The organism is Derxia gummosa DSM 723, from assembly GCF_000482785.1.
Lineage (GTDB): Bacteria > Pseudomonadota > Gammaproteobacteria > Burkholderiales > Burkholderiaceae_E > Derxia > Derxia gummosa.
The window spans coordinates 847,914-866,144 of record NZ_AXWS01000008.1 but is presented as its reverse complement, the minus strand read 5'-3'; the positions used below and the strand labels follow the sequence as shown (position 1 = coordinate 866,144).

The 18,231-nt window shown below is 71.3% G+C and carries 14 protein-coding genes; 8 read left to right on the top strand and 6 right to left on the bottom strand.

What is annotated here, in order from left to right; genetic code table 11:
- Both prmB and H566_RS0109905 read left to right on the top strand, forming a co-directional pair.
- A complete protein-coding gene (prmB, locus tag H566_RS0109910; protein WP_051378481.1) occupies positions 1–912 on the top strand; it encodes a 50S ribosomal protein L3 N(5)-glutamine methyltransferase in 912 nt (303 codons plus the stop codon).
- The gene (locus H566_RS0109905; protein WP_028311327.1) at positions 909–2,843 is read left to right on the top strand and encodes an ABC-F family ATP-binding cassette domain-containing protein; all 1,935 of its coding nucleotides are present in this window, start codon (positions 909–911) and stop codon (positions 2,841–2,843) included. The genes prmB and H566_RS0109905 overlap by 4 nt, the downstream gene beginning before the upstream one ends.
- A gap of 4 nt (positions 2,844–2,847) precedes the next feature.
- Here H566_RS0109905 and H566_RS0109900 read toward each other — a convergent pair whose 3' ends face one another.
- The 4 genes from H566_RS0109900 to H566_RS0109885 form a co-directional block, all read right to left on the bottom strand.
- Positions 2,848–3,339 carry a DUF1775 domain-containing protein gene (locus tag H566_RS0109900; RefSeq protein ID WP_245591320.1) on the bottom strand — a complete coding sequence of 164 codons (492 nt, stop codon included), beginning with the start codon at positions 3,337–3,339 and terminating at the stop codon, positions 2,848–2,850.
- 10 nt (positions 3,340–3,349) lie between these two features.
- Positions 3,350–5,752 carry a TonB-dependent receptor gene (locus tag H566_RS0109895; RefSeq protein WP_028311325.1) on the bottom strand — a complete coding sequence of 801 codons (2,403 nt, stop codon included), beginning with the start codon at positions 5,750–5,752 and terminating at the stop codon, positions 3,350–3,352.
- 276 nt (positions 5,753–6,028) lie between these two features.
- On the bottom strand, positions 6,029–6,418 hold the full coding sequence (locus H566_RS0109890; RefSeq protein WP_028311324.1) for a DUF2946 domain-containing protein: 390 nt from the start codon (positions 6,416–6,418) through the stop codon (positions 6,029–6,031).
- A gap of 62 nt (positions 6,419–6,480) precedes the next feature.
- Positions 6,481–7,632: a tyrosine-type recombinase/integrase gene (locus tag H566_RS0109885; RefSeq protein ID WP_084544931.1), complete on the bottom strand. Its 1,152-nt coding sequence runs from the start codon at positions 7,630–7,632 to the stop codon at positions 6,481–6,483.
- A gap of 106 nt (positions 7,633–7,738) precedes the next feature.
- Between H566_RS0109885 and H566_RS0109880 the strand changes: the two genes are divergently transcribed.
- Positions 7,739–8,728, top strand: coding sequence for a DNA-binding protein (locus H566_RS0109880; protein ID WP_051378479.1), 990 nt, complete (start codon positions 7,739–7,741; stop codon positions 8,726–8,728).
- A gap of 201 nt (positions 8,729–8,929) precedes the next feature.
- Entirely contained in the window at positions 8,930–9,745 is an 816-nt protein-coding gene (locus H566_RS24125; RefSeq protein WP_051378477.1) for a class I SAM-dependent methyltransferase, read from the top strand.
- A gap of 13 nt (positions 9,746–9,758) precedes the next feature.
- Here H566_RS24125 and H566_RS24120 read toward each other — a convergent pair whose 3' ends face one another.
- Positions 9,759–12,581: a cation-translocating P-type ATPase gene (locus H566_RS24120; RefSeq protein WP_051378621.1), complete on the bottom strand. Its 2,823-nt coding sequence runs from the start codon at positions 12,579–12,581 to the stop codon at positions 9,759–9,761.
- 227 nt (positions 12,582–12,808) lie between these two features.
- Between H566_RS24120 and H566_RS28255 the strand changes: the two genes are divergently transcribed.
- The 3 genes from H566_RS28255 (at position 12,809) to H566_RS0109855 (ending at position 15,707) form a co-directional block, all read left to right on the top strand.
- Positions 12,809–13,441: a YsnF/AvaK domain-containing protein gene (locus tag H566_RS28255; RefSeq protein ID WP_169732512.1), complete on the top strand. Its 633-nt coding sequence runs from the start codon at positions 12,809–12,811 to the stop codon at positions 13,439–13,441.
- On the top strand, positions 13,438–14,592 hold the full coding sequence (locus H566_RS0109860; protein WP_028311321.1) for a YsnF/AvaK domain-containing protein: 1,155 nt from the start codon (positions 13,438–13,440) through the stop codon (positions 14,590–14,592). The genes H566_RS28255 and H566_RS0109860 overlap by 4 nt, the downstream gene beginning before the upstream one ends.
- 239 nt (positions 14,593–14,831) lie before the next feature.
- Complete coding sequence (locus H566_RS0109855; protein ID WP_051378473.1) at positions 14,832–15,707, top strand: restriction endonuclease; 876 nt, start codon at positions 14,832–14,834, stop codon at positions 15,705–15,707.
- Between the two features lie 13 nt (positions 15,708–15,720).
- Here the strand turns inward: H566_RS0109855 and H566_RS0109850 are convergent, their stop codons facing one another.
- The gene (locus H566_RS0109850) at positions 15,721–17,187 is read right to left on the bottom strand and encodes a DNA recombination protein RmuC (protein ID WP_028311319.1); all 1,467 of its coding nucleotides are present in this window, start codon (positions 17,185–17,187) and stop codon (positions 15,721–15,723) included.
- A 261-nt stretch (positions 17,188–17,448) separates the two neighbouring features.
- On the opposite strand from H566_RS0109850, the gene H566_RS0109845 reads away from it, so the two are divergent.
- Positions 17,449–18,177 (top strand): glutathione S-transferase, encoded by a 729-nt coding sequence (locus H566_RS0109845; protein ID WP_028311318.1) that lies wholly within the window; start codon positions 17,449–17,451, stop codon positions 18,175–18,177.
- The last annotated feature ends 54 nt before the right edge of the window (positions 18,178–18,231 follow it).

Here is an 18,231-nt window from a genome sequence, read left to right as displayed (position 1 = left end):
ATGACCTCCTCGCTCCAACACGAACAGGCGCGCCTCGAACTGCGCACCGTGCGCGACCTGCTGCGCTACGCCGTCACCCGCTTCGGCACCGCCGGCCTCGCCTTCGGCCACGGCAGCGCCAATGCCTACGACGAAGCCGCCTATCTCATCCTGCACACGCTGCACCTGCCGCTCGACACGCTCGACCCCTTCCTCGACGCGCGCCTGCTGCCGTCCGAGGTGGACGCCGTGCTCGACGTGATCCGCCGCCGCGCCGATGACCGCGTGCCCGCCGCCTACCTCACCGGCGAGGCCTGGCTCGGCGAGTTCCGCTTCATCGTGGACGAGCGCGTGATCGTGCCGCGCAGCTTCATCGCCGAATGGCTGCGCGACGGCTTCGCGCCCTGGATCGACGAGCCGGGCAGCGTCACCCGCGTGCTCGACCTGTGCACCGGCTCGGGCTGCCTCGCCATCGTCGCGGCCCACCTGTTCCACAACGCCGTCGTCGACGCGGTGGACATCTCCCCCGCCGCGCTCGAAGTCGCGCGCAAGAACGTCGAGCTGTACGGCTTGCAGGACCGCGTGAACGTGATCGAGTCCGACCTGTTCCAGCGCCTGCACGGCGAGAAGTACGACGTCATCCTCACCAACCCGCCCTACGTGCCGACCGCGTCGATGGAGGTGCTGCCGCCCGAGTACCGCCACGAACCCGAGAACGCCCTCGGCGCCGGCGAGGACGGGCTCGACATCGTCCGCCGCATCATGGCCGACGCGCCGAAGCACCTGACCTCGCGCGGGATCATGGTGGTGGAGGTCGGCCACGAGCGCGACGCGGTCGAGGCCACCTGGCCGCGCATGCCGATGACCTGGCTCAGCACCAGCGCCGGCGACGACATGATCTATCTCGTCGATCGCGACGCCCTCGTTTCGTGATCCGCTTCATCGATCTCGCGCTGCGGCGCGGCAGCAAGCTGCTGTTCGAGCAGGTCACGCTCCAGATCCACCCGGGTGAGCGCGTCGGCCTCGTCGGCGACAACGGCAGCGGCAAGTCGTCGCTGATGGCGCTGCTGCTGCACGAGGTGGTGCAGGACGCGGGCGAGGTGGAGATGCCCGCCGTCTGGCGCGTCGCCCACGTGGCCCAGCACACGCCCGACAGCGACACCTCGGCGCGCGATTTCGTGCTCGCGGGCGACATCGAGCTGCAACAGCTCAACGCCGAGCTGGCCGCCGCAGAAGCCGCCCACGACGGCAACCGCATCGGCGATCTGCACGCCCGCCTCGCCGACCACGGCGCCTACACCGCCGTGTCGCGCGCCGAATCGCTGCTGCTCGGCCTCGGCTTCCAGATCGACCAGCTCGGCTCGCCCGTCAGCAGCTTCTCGGGTGGCTGGCGCATGCGGCTCGCGCTCGCGCAGACGCTGATGCGCCAGTCCGACCTGCTGCTGCTCGACGAACCGACCAACCACCTCGACCTCGACGCCATCGTCTGGCTCGAAGGCTGGCTGTCGCGCTACGCGGGCACGGTCATCGTGATCTCGCACGACCGCGACTTTCTCGATGCGATCGCGCGCTCGATCTGGCATCTCGACAACAGGCACATCCGCCGCTACGGCGGCAACTACTCGACCTTCGAGCGCGAGCGCGCCCAGCAGCTCGCGGTGCAGCAGGCGGCGTATGCGCGCCAGCAGATCCAGGTCGCGCGGCTCGAAAGCTTCATCACCCGCTTCAAGGCCAAGGCCACGAAGGCCAAGCAGGCGCAGAGCCGCGTCAAGGCGCTGGAGCGCATGGAGCTGATCGCGCCGGCGCACGTCGGCAGCGCGCTCGAATTCGAGTTCGCGACGCCCGAATCCAGCCCGAGCCCGATGCTGCAATTCGAGGCCGGGCGCTGCGGCTACGGCGAGCGCACGATCCTCGACGGCGTCAACCTCGTGATCGTGCCGGGCCAGCGCATCGGCCTGCTCGGCGCCAACGGTCAGGGCAAGTCCACGCTGATCAAGACGCTGGTGGGCGAGATCGCGCCGCTGGCGGGCACGCTGCGGCCGGCCAAGGGGCTGCGCATCGGCTATTTCGCGCAGTACGAGGTCGAGCGCCTGCGGCCCGACGACACGCCGCTCGACCATCTCGGCCGCATCGCGCGCGCCGAAGACCCGAACGTGCGCGAGCAGGTGCTGCGCGACTTCCTCGGCCGCTTCGACTTTCCCGGCCCGATGGCCACCTCGCCGATCGGCCCGTTCTCGGGCGGCGAGAAGGCGCGGCTCGCACTGGCCTGCGTGGTCTGGCTCAAGCCCAACCTGCTGCTGCTCGACGAGCCGACCAACCACCTGGACCTCGAAACCCGCCATGCGCTGACGATGGCGCTCGCGCAGTTCGACGGCACGGTCATCGTCGTCTCGCACGACCGGCATCTGCTGCGCTCGACGGTGGACGAGTTCCTGCTCGTCGCCCACGGCAAGGTCGAGCCCTTCGATGCTGACCTCGACGAATACGAGGCCTGGCTGCGCCGCAACCGCCCCAACGCCGACGCCACGCAAGGCGACGCGAAGGCCGGCGCCGCAAAAGACGCCAAGCCTGAATCCGCCGAGGAACGCAAGGCACGCCGCGCGGCCGAGGCCGACGAGCGCAAGCGCCGCGCCGAGCAGCGCAAGCCGCTCGAAAAGCGCATGACCGCTGCCGAAAAGGCCATGGCCGCCGCCACCGCCGAACGCGACGCCCTCGACGCGAAGATGGCCGGCGACGACGCCTCGCTCGACTGGACCGCGCTCATGAAGCAGCGCGCCGCCGCCCAGGCCGCGCTCGACACCGCCGAAGCCGAATGGCTCGAATGCGCGGCGGCGATCGAGGAACTGGACGCGGCGGCGAGCTGACCGCCTACTGCCGCGATTCGCCGCCGCCCGCCGGCAGCACCTCCAGCTTCGCCGCCGGGAAGTCGGGCTTGTCGCCGTCACGCGTGGGCAGCTCGGCCCAGTCGGCGCTGCCCACGTCGCAGTCCTGCCTTACCTTGAAGTAGAGCGTGCCCGGCGTCGCGGGCAGCCTGCCGCGCAGGTTGAAGGTGGTCTTCACGCTGCCGGAAATCGCCGCCGCCGGGCCGCCTGCAAGCCATTGCACCTGCTTCGGCGTCACGGTCAGCGTCCAGCCGTCGCGCGGCTCGACGGCGATCAGCGTGAAGCCTTCCGGCAGCCGCGCCGTCACGCCGGTGGTCGCGCCCGCGCCGGCGCAGGCGTGGCCGACGCGAAAGCTCGCGTCGTAATCGCTGGCGGCGGGCGCGCTCTGCTGGCTCAGCGTGATGTGCGCGAAGGCCGGCGCGGCGGCGAGCGCCAGCATGAATGCGGCTGCGACGCCGCCCGGATGCATCTTCTTCATCGCCCTGCCCTCACAGATCGAACTTCAGTTCCGCCACATAGCTGCGCTGCGGATACGGGTGGAAGTTCCAGTACTTGTCGTTGTTGACGTTGTCGATGCCGACCGCCGCCGTCCATTGCCGGTTCACGCGGTACACGGCGCGCAGGTCGACGGTCGCGTAGCGGCTCACGCCCATGTAGGCATCGCCGTTGGTGTCGGCGTTGTTGAGCGTGCGGTACTGCCTGCCGCTGTAGCGCCCGGCCACGGTGCCGCTCCATTGCTCGGTGAAGCGGTAGCTCGCGAGCGCGGTGGCGCGCCAGCGCGGGATGTTGGGCTGCCACTTGCCGAGGGTGTCGCCGGGCGTGGCGATATAGCCGTCGTTCTCGCGGATCTTCGAGTTGGTGAAGGTCAGGCTGCCGTTCACGTCCAGGCCGCGCGTGAGCCAGTCGCGGCTCGTGAGCGCCGCCTCGATGCCGCGCGTCTCGATGCGCTTCACGTTGGTGACGCGGGTGATGAAGCTGTTGGCCGTGCTGTCGTAGGTGCTCTGGCTGTAGATCGCGTCGCGCGTGTTCTCGGCGAAGAAGGTCAGGCGCGCGGTGGCGGCGCCGAGGTCCTGCTCGGCGCTCAGCTCGGTCGTCCAGGAACGTTCGGGGCGCAGGCTCGGGTCGTTGATGTACTGCGAATTGGTGCTGGACGTGGCGCCGTACAGCTCGGCCACGGTCGGATTGCGCACCGCGCGGCCGAGCGAGGCGCGCAGCAGCGTGTCGGGCAGCCATTGCCAGGACAGCGCGGCCTTGGGCGAGAGGTGGTTCTCGCGCCGCGACGGCCGGTCGGTGCCGCTGGTGGCCGAGAAATCGGTGCGGCCCTCGGTCGCTTCCCAGTGCTCGGCGCGCAGGCCGGGCACGAACACCCAGTCGTCGGCGAAGCGCCAGACGTCCTGGGCCCAAACGCTTTGCAGCCGGGTGTTGCCGCGCACCGCGCTGGCGAGCGTACCCTCGTCCTCGGTGAGCCAGTTGTTCGCGAGGCGCGTGGTTCGGTAGCGCAGCCTGTAGCTGTCCTGCTGGGCGCCGAAGTCGAGCACATGCTCGCCGCCCTGGCCAAAGGGGCGCCAGCTGCCCTTGGCCGCGAGCGTGTTCCAGCCGGTGCCGCTGCCGTCGGCGAGCGTGCCCGCGCCGCCGTTCAGGGCCGCCGGCTGCGGCGCGCCGTTCTGGCGCTTGTCGTCGCGCTGGTAGTCGTAAAGGCTCGCGGCGGTTTCCCAGTCCCATTCGCCGCCGGTGTGGCTCTTGAGCGTGAGGCCGTGCATGAGGTGGAGCAGCTTCTCGCGCGTGGCTGCGAAATCGCCGGCGCCGAGCGCCTGGTTGCCGCTGAAGGTGGTGTTGCCGATGCTGATCGGCCCGCTGTAGACGGCGTTGCCGCTGGCGTCGCGCAGCCAGCTCGTCGAGTTGCCGTCCGATTCGTTGCGCCAGACGCCGATCAGGTAGCTCGCGCGCAGCGTGGGCGTGAAGTCGTAGGCGAGCTTGATCTTGAGGTGGTCCTGGGTCGTGTCGTACTGGGTGCCGGCGCCGATCAGGTACCAGCTCTGGCCGGCCGAATTGCGCCCGGCGACCGCGCCGGTGACGGGCGTGCCTGTCGCGCCGGCGCTGCCGTTGCTGGCGAGCCGGTTGGCGAAGGTGAGGGGCTGACCTTCGCTTTCGGTGCGGTTGAGGTTGATCCACCAGGCGAAGTCGCCCTCGCGGCTGCCGATCGAGGCGCTGGCCTGCTTGGCGCGGTGGGTGCCGTGCGCGTTGTAGAGGTCGAAAGGCTGGACGACGTAGCCGACCTTGGCGTGGACTTCGAACTTCTCGGGCATGCGGGTCACGTAATCGACCACAGCGTCGGCCGAATTGCCCGGGTAGGCGGCCGAGAACGGGCCGTACATCACGTCCACGCGCTCGATCTCCTCGGGCGTGACCATGCTCCAGCGCGGCGGGAAGGACAGCCCGCCCACGCCGTTGCCGAGCCAGTTCGACAGCAGGATGCCGTCGGCATACACGGCCGAGCGCGCGCTGTTGCCGGTGCCCGAGGCGCGGCTGGAGAGGATGGCGTGGTTGTAGTCGCCGATGTAGCGCTTGCGCACGAGCAGGCTCGGGAAGTACTTGAGTGCGTCCTCGGCGTCGGTGGCGTTGACGCTGCGCTCGATGTCCTCGCGCGTGACGCCTTCGGTGGTGGTGGGGATCTGCGTGGGCAGCGAGCTGGGGCGGGCCGAGCGGACGGTGACGATGCCGAGGTGGCGCACAGGCGTGTCGGCGGCTGTGGCATGGCTGTCGTGCGCGACGGGCCCGGTTGGCGTGGCCGGGGCGCGGTCGGTGGCCGGCGCTGACGGATCGGCGGTCTGGGCCAGACTGGCCAGCGGGCAGGCGAGCGTGACCGCGAGGGCGATGCGGGTGGGTTTCATGGCGACGGTTCGGTACTGCCGGAACTACGCGGCGCGCGGGTGACGGCTGCTCCATGACGGCGCGCGTCAACCGGGACGGGCGTGACGGTCACGAGGCGAAGCGCGGTCTGCCTGGGCGGCGACGGGCGGTCCGGAACAGGATTCGGGCGGGGATTGCCAGCGCGCGGCGGAATGCCGGGCGCCGGCGGACGAGGCGAGATGGACCCGGCTCGCGGTCACCGTTGGGCGTGCGCCGGCCATCGGGCCGGTGTTCGCGGAGCGGATGCGCGGCTGGAGTCAGCCGCGTCGCGGTGGAGCGCGGGGCTGGGCGCTGGCCCAGGCGTGGAGCGTGCGTGGCGCGCGCAGGAAGGCGGTGGGCGCCTCGTGCATGGCCGGAGTGGTCAGGCGGGAGTCGGCATCTGGCGCGGGCGGCAGCAGGTCGGCGTGCAGCGCGCAGAAGGGGCAGTGGTCGAGCGTCGGAGCGTGCTGGCTCGCGGGCGAGCGCTGCTCGGGCGGGACGGCTTCGGCCGGCAGCCACTTGACCGCGCCGGCGCTGCAGATACGTACCCAGCCGTCATGACCGTCGGCCGCGATCGCATGCGAGATCGCCGGCGCGAGCGCGCCGAACAGCATCGCGGCGAGCGCGAGCCAGCTGGCGAGTCGGTGGAGGGCGGCGGGAAAACGCATGGGCGCGGATTCTAAGGCGGGCTTGGCGCGATTTCCCGCCGCCGCGCCGGGGAAGTCGGCGTTCAGCCGCCCGAGGTCGTGGCGTCGTGGCGCCGGTCGTCGTCGGCGTGCAGATAGATGGCGGTGGTCTCGATCGAGGCATGGCGCAGGTTCTGCTGGATGTGGCGCAGATCGTTGCCGGCATCGGCCTGGTGGGTGGCGGCGGTGTGGCGCAGCCAGTGGGTCGAGGCGCGGCGCAGGGTGGCGGCGCCGGCGGGGTCGTCCTGTTCGATCTGGCTGGCGAAACGGCGGAAGGCTTCCTTCACCACGAGATAGACGAGCGTGGGCGTGAGCGGCTTGCCGACCCGGCCCGCCACCGGCAGCACGAGCGGCGTGGTCTCGTCGGGGGCGGGCAGCGGCGGCAGGCCGTGAAAGCGCCGGTAGCGCGCGAAGTCGTCCATCAGCGCGGCGGAGATCGGTACATCGCCGGTGACGCCGCCCTTGCCGGTGACGGCCAGCCACCAGCGTTCGCGGCGCAGGCGCAGATCGCCGGCGCGCGCCGCCGCCACTTCCGACACCTGCAGGCCCGTGCCGACCAGCAGCCGCAGCAGCCAGCGCACGCGCTCGCGGTGCTGCCCGTCGCGCGGCGTGTCGGCCGGCATCGCATCGGCCAGCGCCAGCACGCGTGCCCACAGTGCCTGATCGATCCAGCGTTCCTGCACCCGCGCCTTTGCGCTGCCGCGCGTGTCGCCACGCCGGCGCCGCAACACCATCGGATTGGCGGCGAGATAGCCGGCCTGCACCAGCCAGGCGAACAGGCTGCCGATCACATTCATGGCCTGACGCCGGCTCGCCTCCGACAGCGGCGCGGTGAACAGCCGCCGCCCCGCCCCCGTGCGCGGCCGCGCCGGATCGGCCCAGTCGCCATGCGGCGCCGCGAGGAAGTCTTCATAGGCCAGCAGGTCGTCCCGCGTGAGCGCCGACAGCGGCTTGCCGCGCGCCTGCGTGGCCCAGACCAGCAGCCGGACCGCCTCCTTGCGATAGGCGCGCGTCGTGTGCGGCGACCCAGCGAACTCGGCCAGCCAGGCGGCGATCGCGTCGGCATCCGTGTCGGCCGCGATCTGGCGCCGGTCGGCCGAAGCGCGGTTGGGCGCGATCGAGCCGTCGAGCGCGACGCGCGACGACTCGACGGCGGCATCGACGCCATTCGGAGCGGGAATCAGATGGGAAACCATGGTTGGCGCGAGTTTATGCCTGAATTTTTGATTATTAGGATTATCGTAAATTTCATGATTGATATAGTACGTATATAACGATATACATACGAATACATCAACACGAATGCCCAAGTTCCGCGTCATGAGCCGTTTCAGCGACACCCGCCAGAAAACCCGCGAAACCGCGCATCGCCTGCTGGCCGAAGGCCGTCGCGCGCATGAACTGACCGTCGACTCGATCTATGCCGAGATCCGCCAGGGCAGCCGCACCACCATCAACGACGAACTCAAGCGTTGGCGCGACGAGCAGTCGCGCGCCAGCGAGCTGGCGCCTTCACTGCCCGACGCGGTCTCGCAGGCGGCGCTGGCGATGTGGCAGGTCGCGCTCGAACAGGGACGCGCCGCCTTCGACGAAGAACGCACTGCGCTCGCCGAGCGCACCGTTGGCGCCGAGGCCGCCGCCGCCGAGGCCACGCGCCATGCTGACGCCGCGCGGGCCGAGATCGCCGAACTGCGCCGTCAGTTGGCCGACCGCGATGGCCAGATCGCCCTGCTGCGCGCCGACCTCGGCGCCGAGCGTGAGGCCCATGCCGCCACCCGCGACCGCGCCGATACCCGGCTCGCCGCCGAGGAAGCGCGCCGCCTTCAGACCGAGCGCGACCTGGCCGACGAACGCGCCGCCGCCACGGATGCCCTCGCCGCGCTCCAGCACGATCACGCCGCGCGCGAAACCGCCTTCCGCGACGAACTCGGGCGCGCGACCGAGCGGCTCGAGGCCGTCCAGAAACATGTCCTGCTGCAATTGGCCGAAGCGCGCGAGGCCACTCGCCGCGCCGACGCCGACGCCCGCGCCGCGCGCGACGAGGCCGAGCGCGCGGCCGAGCGCCAGCGCGCCGAACTCGCGGCCGCCCAGACGCGCCAGGACGCGCTTGCCGCCCGGCTCGAAGCGCAATCGGCCCTGCTCGCCGCCCAGACAGAGCGCGCCGCCGGTGCCGAGGCCCGTGCCGACGACCTGCGCGAGCGCCTCCAGGCCAGCCTGCGCCGGCCCGCCGTCGCGGCGCGGCCGACCGGCGGCACCGGCAAGCGTGGCGCCGGGCTGCGCCCCGCGCGCTGAAGTCCCGCCCGGCCGGCCGCTTGCCGCCCGCTAGCGTTGCCCAGCCGCCCAGCCACACAGCCGACCGGGCACGCAGCCTGCAGGGCCAGCCGGTTCCGCGCCCGCGCCCGACATTCCCGACACGCCCGTGACATTCCGCGTTACGCGGTCATCGGCGTCGGGGGCGGCGGGCGCGCCGGTAAACGCCTCGCCCAGCCCGCCATGACGACGCCCAGTCTTGCCCGCCATTACGAACAGCTCGCCTTCGACCGAGCCATCCGCGAAGGCCGCGCGCTCGCCGAGGCGCTCGACTTCAACCTCGGCGACTCTCTGCTCGAACTCAACTGCGGCGCGGGCGTGCTCACCGACATCCTCGCGAAGATGGTCGGCATGCGCGGCGATGTGCTCGGTCTCGATCCGCTCGCGCTGCGCATCTCGATGGCGCAGCAGATCTCGCGCCGCAACCTGCGCTTCCAGGTCGGCTCGCCGACCGATCTGCGGCGCTTTCCGGCTGGCTGCTTCCACGCGATCGTGTTCGCCAGCGGCTTCCACAAGCTCGCCGACAAGGCCACGCCGCTGGCCGAGCTGCGCCGCATCCTCAAGCCGGGCGGTCGGCTGGGCATCGTCACGCCCAGCGCCGACCGGCCGCATCCGGTCGATGCGGTAAAGAAGCTGGTGTTCGGCCGGGCGCCCTTCTCGGCCCATCCGCTGCCGGCCGAGGCGGAGGAATTTCCGGTCGGCCAGGGCGAACTGGCCACGCTGCTCGACGGCGCCGGTTTCGCCGGCTACACGATCGACGCCCTGCCCGACGTGGCCGTGTACGCGAGCGCCGACGCCGCGATCGAGGCCGCTCAGGCGCGCAGCTGGGGGCGCTTCCTCGACCATCTGCCGCCGCATCTGCATTTCTCCGCGCGCGAGGAGATCCGTGCCGGGCTCGAGCGGCTGCGGCTCGTTGAGGGCATCCGGCATGACGGGCTCACGCTTCAGGCCGTGGCGGTCGCGCCCGGCCAGGCCGAACCGCCGGCGGCGCTCGGCTGACCCGGCGCCTGCCTCAGAAGCGCCGTATCACCAGCCCGCAGCCGAGGGCGTAGGCCGCCATCAGCCCCCATTCCGCCGCCCCGATCGGCGCGCTGCCGAACACCGCGTTGAACCACGGCAGCCAGGTCATCGCGGCCTGGAGCGCGAGCATCGCCAGCGTGCCGCGCCAGAGCCAGGGATTCGGTCCGCCGGCCCGGCAATTGAACAGATAGACCGTCTCGACCAGCACGAACAGGTTCATCGCCACGGTGCGCGCCTCGGCCAGACCGAGGCCGTGGCGCAGCGCCAGCTCGAAGCCGCCGAAGGCGCCCGCGAGCAGCAGCGCGCTGACGAGGCCGGTGCGGCGCAGCAGCCGCGCATCGAGCAGGCCGGCGCCCGGCTCGCGCGGCGGCCGGGTCATGAGGCCGGGCGCGGCCGGGTCGAACGCCAGCGTCATGCCGAGCAGCACCGCCGTTGTCATGTTGATCCACAGCACCTGGAGCGGCGTGATCGGCAGCTGGCTGCCCGCGACGATGGCCGCGAGGATGACCAGCCCCTCGCCCAGATTGGTCGGCAACGTCCACAGGATGAAGCGCACGAGGTTGTCGTACACCGCGCGGCCTTCCTCGACGGCGGCCTCGATGGTGGCGAAGTTGTCGTCGGTCAGGACCATCGCGGCGGCCTCCTTGGCCACGTCGGTGCCGCCCTGGCCCATCGCGATGCCGATGTCGGCCTGGCGCAGCGCGGGCGCATCGTTGACACCGTCGCCCGTCATCGCGACGACCTCGCCGCGCAGCTGGAGCACTTCCACCAGCCGGAGCTTCTGCTCGGGCTCGACGCGGGCGAACACATGGGTGTGGGCGGCGGCGTCGCCGAGCGCGAGCCGGTCTAGCCGCGCGAGGTCGCGGCCGGTGAGCACGGCTGCATCGGCGTCATCGACGATGCCGAGCTGGCGCGCGATGGCGAGCGCGGTGCCGGGGTGATCGCCGGTGATCATCTTCACATCGATGCCGGCGGCATGGCAGGCGGCGACGGCGGCGCGCGCGGTGGCGCGCGGCGGATCGATCATGCCGGCGAACCCGAGGAAGACGAGATCGCCGGCGAGCGCGTCGTCGGGCAGGCGGGCGCGGGCGGCGTCGGTGCTGCAACCGGGGCCAGCACCGGGGCCAGCACCGGGGTCGGCACCGGGGTCGGCACCGGGCGAGGCGGCGGCCGCCGGCAGCTCGCGCCGCGCGAAGGCGAGCACGCGCAGTCCGTCGGCGGTCATGGCGGCGGCGCTGCGCACGATGGCGTCGCGCGCGGCGTCGTCGAGCGGGCGCGGTTGGCCGTCGGCGTCGAGCACGCGCGCACAGGCTGGCAGCAGGCGTTCGAGCGCGCCCTTGGCGCAGACGACCGGCCGGCCCTCGATCTCGTGCAGCGTCGCCATGGTCTGGCGCGCCGAGTCGAAGGGCTGCTCGTCGCGGCGCGGGAAGACGGCCAGCAGCGTGGCGTCGTCGAGGCCGGCCTTGCGCGCGGCCACGATCAGCGCCGCCTCGGTCGGATCGCCCACGACGCTCCAGCGGCCGCTGTCGTCGCGGCGCAGACGGGCGTCGTTGCAGAGCACGCCGGCGAGCAGCAGCTCGCGCAGCGCCGGCGAGTGCGGCGCGGCGCCGGACCGGGCGTCGCTGGCGGCATCGCCTTCCGCATCCGCCGCCGGGCCGGGGCAGGCGGCGCCGATCGGGGTGCCGTCCATGTCCGCCAACAGCGTCAGCCGGCCCTCGGGTGCATAGCCCTGCCCCGTCACCGCCACGGTCATGCCGCCGGCATGCAACCGCCGCACGGTCATCTCGTTCTCGGTGAGGGTGCCGGTCTTGTCGGTGCAGATGACCGTGGTGCTGCCGAGCGTCTCGACCGCCGGCAGGCGCCGGATGACCGCGCGCCGGCGCGCCATGCGCGCCACGCCGATCGCGAGCGTGACCGTCACCGCCGCCGGCAGCCCCTCGGGAATCGCGCCCACCGCCAGCGCCACCGCCGCCACGAACATCTCGACCGGCGGCTCGCCGCGCCACACGCCGATGCCGAAGGTGAGCACGGTGAGCAGGCCGATCACGACCAGCAGCCGACGCGTGAAGGCGGCGATCTGGCGCGTGAGCGGCGTGGCGAGATCGGGCGCCTCGGCCATCAGCCGCGACAGCCGGCCGGCCTCGGTGGCGTCGCCGGTGGCGACCACCACGCCACTGCCCTGCCCGGCCACGACCAGACAGCCGGCATAGGCCATGTTGCGTCGATCGGCCAGCGCGGTGTCGGCCGCGAGTGCATCGCAATGCTTGCCGACCGGCGCCGATTCGCCGGTGAGCGCCGCCTCGGCCGAGCGCAGCGCCTTGCCGTGCAGCAGGCGCAGATCGGCCGGCACCTTGTCGCCGGCGGCGAGCAGCACGATGTCGCCTGGCACCAGCGCGGCCGAATCGAGCCGGCGGCGCGCGCCGTCGCGCAGCACCGTGGCCTCGGCCTGCATCGCCCGCGCCAGCGCCGCGAGCGCCGCCTCGGCCTTGCCTTCCTGCAGCAGCCCGACGAGGGCATTGATCGCCACCACGCCGAGGATCACGCCCGCATCGACCCATTCGCCGAGCGCCGCCGTCACCACGCCGGCCGCGATCAGCACTGCCACCAGCGGCGCGACGAGCTGGTCGAGCACGCGACGCCACAGCGGCCGGCCCGGCCGCCCGGTCGGCACGTTGGGGCCGTGGCTGGCAAGGCGGCTCGCGGCCTCGTCGCTGGCAAGGCCGGTGGCGGGATCGACGCCGAGCCGGGCGCTGGCATCGGTACCGGCCACGGCATGCCAGTCGCAGCGCGGAACGAAAAAGATTGAAGGCTTCATGAAAGCGATCTTGCCCGCCATGCAAGCTCCGGCAGGTGATGCCGAGCAAGCCTGATCGCCTTGTGCCGGGCAGCTGGATCGATGCGCCACGGCCGACGCCGCCGCTCTTCCGGCCGGTTTCGGCGAGGTCTGTCGGCGCGAAGGCAGCGGCGTGTGTCGGCGCCCCGGCGGACCGGCGTGTCGGTCGATTCCGAGGGGTGTTTCCGGGTTGCCAGAACCGTTGCCGAATGGATTGCCGCGTTCCCTCCGGCACGGATCAAATCCACGATCGGCACGAATGCGGCCCCGGCTTTCCGGCCGCGCTTTCCGGCCGCGAAACGCCGGTTCGGCAATTCGGACAGGCAGGCGAAAGGGCGGATTCCGGCATGACAGGTGATTCCCGACCAACAGAAAGCGACGACGCGACCGCAATGCCGGCCCGCGATGCTGGCGCGACCGTGATTCCGGTCCTGCGCGAGGAATTGCGGCTGGAAAGAAAGCCGGTCGAATTGCCCCGCGGCCTGCGTCTGCATCGCCGCGTGACGGAAAGAACCGAAACGGTCGACGCGCAATTGCGGCGCGAATCGCCAAGGATGGAACGCCACCCGGTCGGTCGTCTGGTCGACGAGCCTTTGCCGGGCGTGCGCGAGGAAGACGGCGTGGTGATCGTGCCCGTGTACGAAGAGGTACTGGTCGTCACCCGCCGCTGGCGGCTGCGGGAGGAGGTGCGCATCCATCGCGATGCGCAGACCGTCCGCGAAGAGCCGTGCACCGTGGTGCTCCGCAGCGAGCATGTGGAGGTCGAGCGATTCGACGATTCGTCGCCGGAAAGCGCGGCCGTGAAAGGCGAAATGCCATCGGGAAAAGGAGACTTATCGTGACCGACACCATCATCGGCGTTTATGAGGATTACACGCATGCCAACCGCAGCCGCGAAGAATTGCTCGAACGCGGATTTCCGGCCAGCGACGTGCAATTGGGATCGCAGCAGGACACGATTGCCGAAGGTGCGGCGGTCGATCGCAGCGAATCCTCGGGCGGATCGGGATTCGGCAATTTCTTCCGCTCGCTGTTCGGCAGCGGCGGGCGCAACGAGGATGCCGAGGTCTATTCGGAGGCATTGCGCCACGGCAGCTATCTCGTCACCGTCACCGCGCGCGACGAGGCGCATTGCGAGGAGGCGATCGAGGTGCTGAGCCACAACGGCGCGATCGACATCAACGACCGCGCGGCGCACTGGAAGGCCGAGAGCAGCGCCGCGATGGCGACGGACGCTGCCGCACTCGCGCCGGCGGCCGGTACCGGCACCCTGCCGTCCGACGTCGGCATGACCGGAACGCCGGCCCGCGCGACGGCTGCCCTGGCCGAGGACAAGGCCATCCCCGTCATCCAGGAGGAGCTTGCGATCGGCAAGCGCGAGATCGACCGTGGTGGCGTGCGCGTCTTCCGCAGGGTCGAGGAAGTGCCGGTGCATGAAAGCGTCCAGTTGCGCCAGGAAGAAGTGGTGGTCGAGCGCCGTCCGGTCGACCGCGAGGCGACGCCCGAGCAGCTCGCGGCCGCCTTCACCGAAGGCACGCTCGAAGTGCGCGAGCGCGCCGAGGAGGCCGTCGTGGCCAAGACCGCGCGCGTGGTCGAGGAAGTCGTGATCGGCAAGGAGGTGCACGAAGACACGCACGCCATCGACGAGACGCTGCGGCGCACCGAGGTCGAGGTGCAGTCGCTGCCGCCCGAGCGCGCTGGCATTGCCGCCGACGCTGGCGTGATGCCGCTGGCGGACGAAGACAGCCGCTTCCGCGAGCACTGGCAGAGCCATTACGCGAGCGCCGGCGGCAGCTACGACGAGTACGCGCCGGCCTATCGCTACGGCTCGACGCTGGCCGGCGATCCGGTGTTCGGCCAGGCGGGCGGCGAGTGGTACTCGATCGAGGACCGCGTGCGTCCCGACTGGGAGCGTCGGCATCCCGGCAGCACCTGGGAGCGCTTCAAGGACGCCATCCGCCATGGCTGGGAAAGCATGACCGGCCGCCGCTGACTCCCCCCTCGCCCCGCGCCCGCGCACGGATTGGCGGGCGCGGGGGGATGGCCTGTGATGCATTTCACGCGAATCCGGAAACGGACATCGGACCGCGACAGTGCCCATGGCTAGATTCCGCCGCTTCGGAGGGCGGGATGAGCACTGGAAAATCGAGACGGGCGGCACGCGCCCGGGACGCCAAGACGCGGCGCCGGGTCACGGCAGTCAATCTTGCGGCATTGGGTGCGGGCGCGCTGATGGCGCCGCATCTGCTGCACGGCCCCACGCTGGCGACGCTGTCGGGCGGCCTGAAGCCGATCGGCGCGCTGGCGCTGGCAGCCGGTGCCCTGCTGTTCTGGCTCGCGGGCGATGACGAAGCGCGGCTGGCGACGGGCCGGCGCCTTCCCGCCAGTCCCGTGCCGGGCCGGCGCAACCAATCGTCGGACCGACCCTTGCGTGCCGGTGGCCGCATTGCGTCGGCGCCCATCGATTCCCTGTCCGCCGACGGCGGCAGTGCCCGCCAGGCCCGCGAACGCATCGTGCTCGCGCCGCGTCAGCCCTTCGAGCCGCCGACGCGGCCGGAAATGTGGTCGCCCCGTCTGTTCGAGGTCATCGAATGGCGCCGGTTCGAGGCGCTGACCGAGGCGCTGTTCCGGCAGTCGGGATTCGAGACGCGCTCGCAATCGCATGGGCCGGACAGTGGCGCGGATGTGTGGCTGCATTCCGCGCGCGCCGACGGCCGCGTGGTGGGCGTGGTGCAGTGCAAGCACGAGATCGACCTGTGCGTGGGCGTGGACAGGTTGCGTCAGCTGCTGGGCGTGATGGACGCCAAGGGCGTGGCGCGCGGGCATTTCGTGGCGCCCGGCGGTTTCACGGCCGACGCCGTGGCGTTTGCCGAGGCGAACGGCATCCATCTGATCGACGGCCAGCGCCTGCTCGGTCTGGTGGCGCGCCGGCCGCCCGAGGCCCAGCGTCAGTTGCTCGACGTGGCGCTGGAAGGCGAGTTCTGGCGCCCGACCTGCCCGAGCTGCGGCATCAAGCTGGTCGAGCGGCGCGGCCTGGACAGCCAAGGCTTCTGGGGCTGCGCCAACCATCCGCGCTGCCGTTGCACGATGCCGAGGCGACGCAGCTGAGTCGGTCCGGCCGTCAAGCCTCAGTTGCGCCGGGCAGCTTGGGTGCGCCGCCCTCGCCTGCCACCTCCTCCACCGGCACCGCCTGCACGCCGCGCAGGTTGCGCTCGATCGCGCGGGTGCGGACTTCGGCGGCGTCCATTGTGTTGAGCACCGTCTGCAACTGCGTCTTGCTCTTGGCGAGCACGTCGCCGAACTTGCCGAACTCGGTCTTGACCGTGCCGAGCAGCGCCCATACCTCGCTCGACCGCTTCTCGATCGCCAGCGTGCGGAAGCCCATCTGCAAGGCATTGAGCATGGCCGCGAGCGTCGTCGGACCCGCCACGGTGATGCGGTGCCTGCGCTGCAGGTCGTCGGTGAGGCCGGGGCGGCGCAGGCATTCGGCGTACAGGCCCTCGGTCGGCAGGAACAGCACCGCGAAATCGGTCGTGGCCGGCGGTGCGAGGTACTTGTCGGCGATGGACCTGGCCTCCAGCCGCAGACGGTTTTCGAGCGCCTTGGCGGCGATCTCGGCGGCGGCCGGGTCGGCGGCATCCTGGGCTGCGAGCAGGCGCTCGTAATCCTCGACCGGGAACTTGGCGTCGATCGGCAGCCAGACCGGCGCATCGCCCCGACCCGGCAGGCGCAGCGCGAACTCCACCATGTCGCGCGAACCCGGTTTGGTGCTCACGTTGCGCGCGAACTGCTCGGGCGCGAGCAGATCCTCCAGCAGCGCGCCGAGCTGCACCTCGCCGAGGTTGCCGCGTGTCTTGACGTTGCCGAGCACGCGCTTGAGGTCGCCCACGCCCTGGGCCAGCGTCTGCATCTCGCCGAGGCCCTGGTGCACGCGTTCCAGGCGCTCGCTCACTTGCCGGAAGGCTTCGCCGAGGCGGGATTCGAGCGTGGCGTGCAGCTTTTCGTCGACGGTCTGGCGCATCTCGCCGAGGCGGGCATCGACCGTGCCGCGCACTTCGGCCAGCTTGCCGTCCACCGCCTGCTGCACGGCGGCGAGCTTGTCGTCCATGGTCTGGCGCATGTCATCGAGACGCTGGCCGTTGTCGGCCTGGAGCTGATGCACCTTGCGTTCGAGCGTCTCGGTCAGTTCGCGCAGGCGGATGTGCTGCTGTTCGGCCAGCTCGCGCAGGCGCTGGTGCTGGGCCTCGCCCAGTTCGCGCAGTCGCGCCGACTGCTGCTCGCCCAGCGCGCCGAGCTGGCCGTTGACGAGCTGCTGGAGCTGGGCAATGCGCTGGCCGAGTTCGTTGCGCTGGCGCGCGGCATGGTCGGCGCCGGCGTCGCGCAGTTCGCGTTCGGTGCGTTCGATGCCGCGCGCCACCTGATCGATGCGCAGCGCGAGCTGGCCGGCGCGCTGGTCGGCGGCCGCTTCGGCCTCGGCCAGCGCGTCAAGCGCGCCGCTGCTCCCGCCGAGCCGCCTCAGCACCAGCGCCAGTCCGCCGAGCGCGGCGATCAGGAGGACGAGGACGGCGGCGAGCAGCAGATCGGTCATTGACGGCGGAAGACGGAAGAAGGCGGATGCGCGACGAAGGCCCATGCTGGCGACGGTGCGGGCCGCGCGATGGCGAAGGCGCGACTCTAGCGCCGCGCCCGACCGGCGCGGCCCGGACCACTCGTCCGCCGCTCCCGCCGCCCCTACCCGCGAAGCGGTCGTCTGTACCGGATGCCAGCCGTAATTCCACGCAACGGAAGCAGCCGCGCAAGCCGATGCTCCCGAAGATCGGCCTGACCACAACACAACGACGGAGAAGCCATGGCAATCGAACTTTTCTACTGGCCTGGTCTGCAGGGGCGCGGCGAATTCGTGCGGCTCGCGCTGGAGGAGGCGGGGATCGAATACATCGAGGTCGGCGCGGGGGCCGAATCGGAAGGCCGGGGCGTGCCGGCAATCACCCACTGGCTCGACGGCGAGGACGTGCAGCGTCCGCCCTTCGCGCCGCCCTTCATCAAGGTGGGCGACCGCGTGATCGGCCAGACCGCGCTCATCCTCATGTGGATCGGCGAGCACTACGGCCTCGCGCCCAAGGACGAACCGGGTCGGCTGTGGACGCACCAGATCCAGCTCACGATCGCCGACGCGGTGGTCGAGGCGCACGAGAGCCATCACCCGGTGTCGGCCGGCCTGTACTACGAAGACCAGCGCGCCGAGGCGCAGCGCCGCGCGATCGACTTCCGCGAGCAGCGCATCCCCAAGTTCCTGCGCTGGTTCGAGACCCTGCTGGCGCGCAATCCGGCGGGTCCGGAATGGCTTGTCGGGGACGCGCTCACCTATGCCGATCTGTCGCTGTTCCAGTTGGTCGAAGGGCTCAGCTATTCGTATCCGAAGGCCACGGCGCGCGCGCTGGCCGAGTGCCCGAAGGTGGTGGCGCTGCATGCGCATGTCGGCAACCGGCCGCGCATCCGCGCCTATCTGCACAGCGGACGGCGTATCGCGTTCAGCGAGGGCGGGATCTTCCGGAGCTATCCGGAGCTGGATGCGTGAAAGCGAAGGGCCGGATTTCCGGCCCTTTGTCATTGCGCGGCGCGGGCGGACGAC

What these genes read in the sequence shown, in the direction of transcription:
- prmB (WP_051378481.1), top strand. Translation starts at nt 1, where the DNA reads ATGACCTCCTCGCTCCAACACGAACAGGCGCGCCTCGAACTGCGCACC.
- H566_RS0109900 (WP_245591320.1), bottom strand. Translation starts at nt 3,339, where the DNA reads ATGAAGAAGATGCATCCGGGCGGCGTCGCAGCCGCATTCATGCTGGCG.
- H566_RS0109895 (WP_028311325.1), bottom strand. Translation starts at nt 5,752, where the DNA reads ATGAAACCCACCCGCATCGCCCTCGCGGTCACGCTCGCCTGCCCGCTG.
- H566_RS0109890 (WP_028311324.1), bottom strand. Translation starts at nt 6,418, where the DNA reads ATGCGTTTTCCCGCCGCCCTCCACCGACTCGCCAGCTGGCTCGCGCTC.
- H566_RS0109885 (WP_084544931.1), bottom strand. Translation starts at nt 7,632, where the DNA reads ATGGTTTCCCATCTGATTCCCGCTCCGAATGGCGTCGATGCCGCCGTC.
- H566_RS0109880 (WP_051378479.1), top strand. Translation starts at nt 7,739, where the DNA reads ATGCCCAAGTTCCGCGTCATGAGCCGTTTCAGCGACACCCGCCAGAAA.
- H566_RS24125 (WP_051378477.1), top strand. Translation starts at nt 8,930, where the DNA reads ATGACGACGCCCAGTCTTGCCCGCCATTACGAACAGCTCGCCTTCGAC.
- H566_RS24120 (WP_051378621.1), bottom strand. Translation starts at nt 12,581, where the DNA reads ATGAAGCCTTCAATCTTTTTCGTTCCGCGCTGCGACTGGCATGCCGTG.
- H566_RS28255 (WP_169732512.1), top strand. Translation starts at nt 12,809, where the DNA reads ATGGATTGCCGCGTTCCCTCCGGCACGGATCAAATCCACGATCGGCAC.
- H566_RS0109855 (WP_051378473.1), top strand. Translation starts at nt 14,832, where the DNA reads ATGGCGCCGCATCTGCTGCACGGCCCCACGCTGGCGACGCTGTCGGGC.
- H566_RS0109850 (WP_028311319.1), bottom strand. Translation starts at nt 17,187, where the DNA reads ATGACCGATCTGCTGCTCGCCGCCGTCCTCGTCCTCCTGATCGCCGCG.
- H566_RS0109845 (WP_028311318.1), top strand. Translation starts at nt 17,449, where the DNA reads ATGGCAATCGAACTTTTCTACTGGCCTGGTCTGCAGGGGCGCGGCGAA.